Annotated in this window: 2 protein-coding genes; both read right to left on the bottom strand. The window is 37.0% G+C overall.

Going from position 1 to position 2,252, the window contains the following annotated elements:
* Positions 1-135: 135 nt before the first annotated feature.
* Entirely contained in the window at positions 136-657 is a 522-nt protein-coding gene (locus BCU12_RS04775) for a type VI secretion system tube protein Hcp (RefSeq protein WP_102403222.1), read from the bottom strand.
* Positions 658-780: 123 nt separating this feature from the next.
* Positions 781-2,034, bottom strand: a complete 1,254-nt coding sequence (locus BCU12_RS04770; protein ID WP_102403221.1) for a hypothetical protein — start codon at positions 2,032-2,034, stop codon at positions 781-783.
* Between the last annotated feature and the right edge of the window lie 218 nt (positions 2,035-2,252).

Genomic DNA, 2,252 nt, shown 5'->3' with positions numbered 1-2,252 from the left:
GTTATATATAGTGTAATTGGTTCTGTATAATTTTAAAATACCCACTAGTTTACCAACTAGAATTTATGTTAGTCCTACAGAAAAAGTCCTTAAGAATAATGTTTGCAATGTCTAATATTTTTACTTCTGATATCTTTATTTCTTCGCTAAAGATGTTGCCTCAGCAGTTGTAAGGTCATACGCAATCTCAGGACCTTTTTCGATCTTTCCTCCTTCATCCTCAAAATAGAACGCAATACTAAAACTATTGTACGCGATACTCATCGTCGACCTATCGGGAGATAGTGTGTTGTGAGCTAAACGTGCACCCGTCAATGTTAAAATTGTAGTCGGAATAAGTCCTGAACCGTCACGCCCCGGTACCGTTGAAACAATTTCGACTGTTTTCCCTTCATTTCCAGGCGCTAGAAGCCATGACAGAATATAAGGGGTAGCACCATCAATTTTGCTCCGACTGATTAACACCTCACCTATCGCTACCATACCGCGATCTGCATTATTTCCATCACCTATAGTATTAGATATTGCTCGTGCTGCTTCCCAAGCCCAGGGATCAACTACAAAAAAACCTTTTTTACCATTTATATTTAATAAAGCAGTTGCAGCACTTTCCGGCTCTATGCCATCAATCCGCATATATGAAGTAACTTCAGACATCGTTAATATTCCTTCTTTTACAAGTTATATTCCAGTTTATAACAATCATATTTTCATCTGAAAACATCCGTATAAAATAAACCATATTTAAACAAAATCGTCCCAAACACACTCAGTAGAAAATTAAACCGATGTCACTTTCCCCAATACCTGCGGGGTATTCCCCCCAATAGAAGATTGACTAGACGCATACTTAGTACAAGGTCTCAATGAAGGTGTTTTATCGTGAGTAATCAATATTTTCTCTCCAGAAGTGACTGAGTTAAGCAAGCACGCAAGCACGGGATCTGTTGAACTGATTGACACATTATGTACATCAGAATAGCTTCTTAACAGGTACCCACCATTACTCTGAATTTGCTTTATATACTTTTCAGATCTTTGATACTCCCCTGGAGATATTAAACTCCCTTTACTTGCCAATAAATTTATAAACTTATATGGATGAGCTAAATAACCCGAACATACAAGTATATACCCTATAACAGGTGTGAAAACTATTCGTTCTTTAAACCATTGATTAAAGTCATGTGGATTCTTATGCAATGGACTAGAGTTAGAATCATTGGCCCACTCGCTTTTAGCTCGATTCAAAGTTCCAATTAATAATTTTTTTTGAACAATAGAATTTATAAACAAATACAATCTATTAAACAGGTTATAAACCAAACTTATAATCAAATCTATACCCGTACCCGTTGTCGCAAACTTAGCTGAAGCAACACCTGCAGCAGCAAGCCCTTCTAGAGATGATATAATCGATTGAGATGAAATGGCTCTTGCTATATAACTCGGGTGACCTTCGGCTACGCTTACACCTCTACCTCGATAGAGCTGTTTAACAAATCTTGAAAAATTATTGTATCCTTGCCGTACTCCATCAACCAAATCCCCAATGCCCTGCACGACTCCCATGAAAGCGATACTTGTCGATATGTTGTAAACCAGTTCAGAGACTAGATACTGTGCTAATTCTCCAAACCAATTTATGTATTTTATACCATCACCGTATGAGCCTGTAATTGACTGAATTAATTCCCTAACGGCGCGAGAGACCCACTGTCTAATGTCATCAAGTACGTGTGTCACTTTAGACTTTGCTTTCTTGGCCGCTAGAATAGCGGGATTACTTTCAAGGCCAAGCTTTTCCATAATCTGATTACTTTTATCTCTCACGAGACTGACTACGCCACCTCCACCTATATAGTTTGCTGTCAATGAAAACTCTAACGGCGAATCTAGGTATTTAAAATCAATGGTAGAAAGAGCATAGATACATCCTCTTCTAGCTTCCGATAACTCATATTCCATTGGGACTGAACCTCCTAGTTTTCTAGCAAGAAGTTTATTAGTCTTTCGCTTTCGCATATCTTTCATAAAATATCCTTTTTGCATTGAGGTCCATTGTTGTAACAAAACACAAACGCTAAGAATTGAATAACGATATAAATCCTTATCAAATTAATAAGTTTTCCAGTGGATCTTTGAGTTCTCACAAAAATCAAACGTCCGAGTTAGTAATAGAGATACCATGATATTTATTGCATAAGACTTCACCAACAACAAGAATCAACCATGTAAATTATCAATAATTT

Source organism: Vibrio sp. 10N.261.55.A7, from assembly GCF_002877365.1.
GTDB lineage: Bacteria > Pseudomonadota > Gammaproteobacteria > Enterobacterales > Vibrionaceae > Vibrio.
Note: the sequence above shows the minus strand (reverse complement) of the source record. Positions and strands in the feature narration are given on the sequence as shown.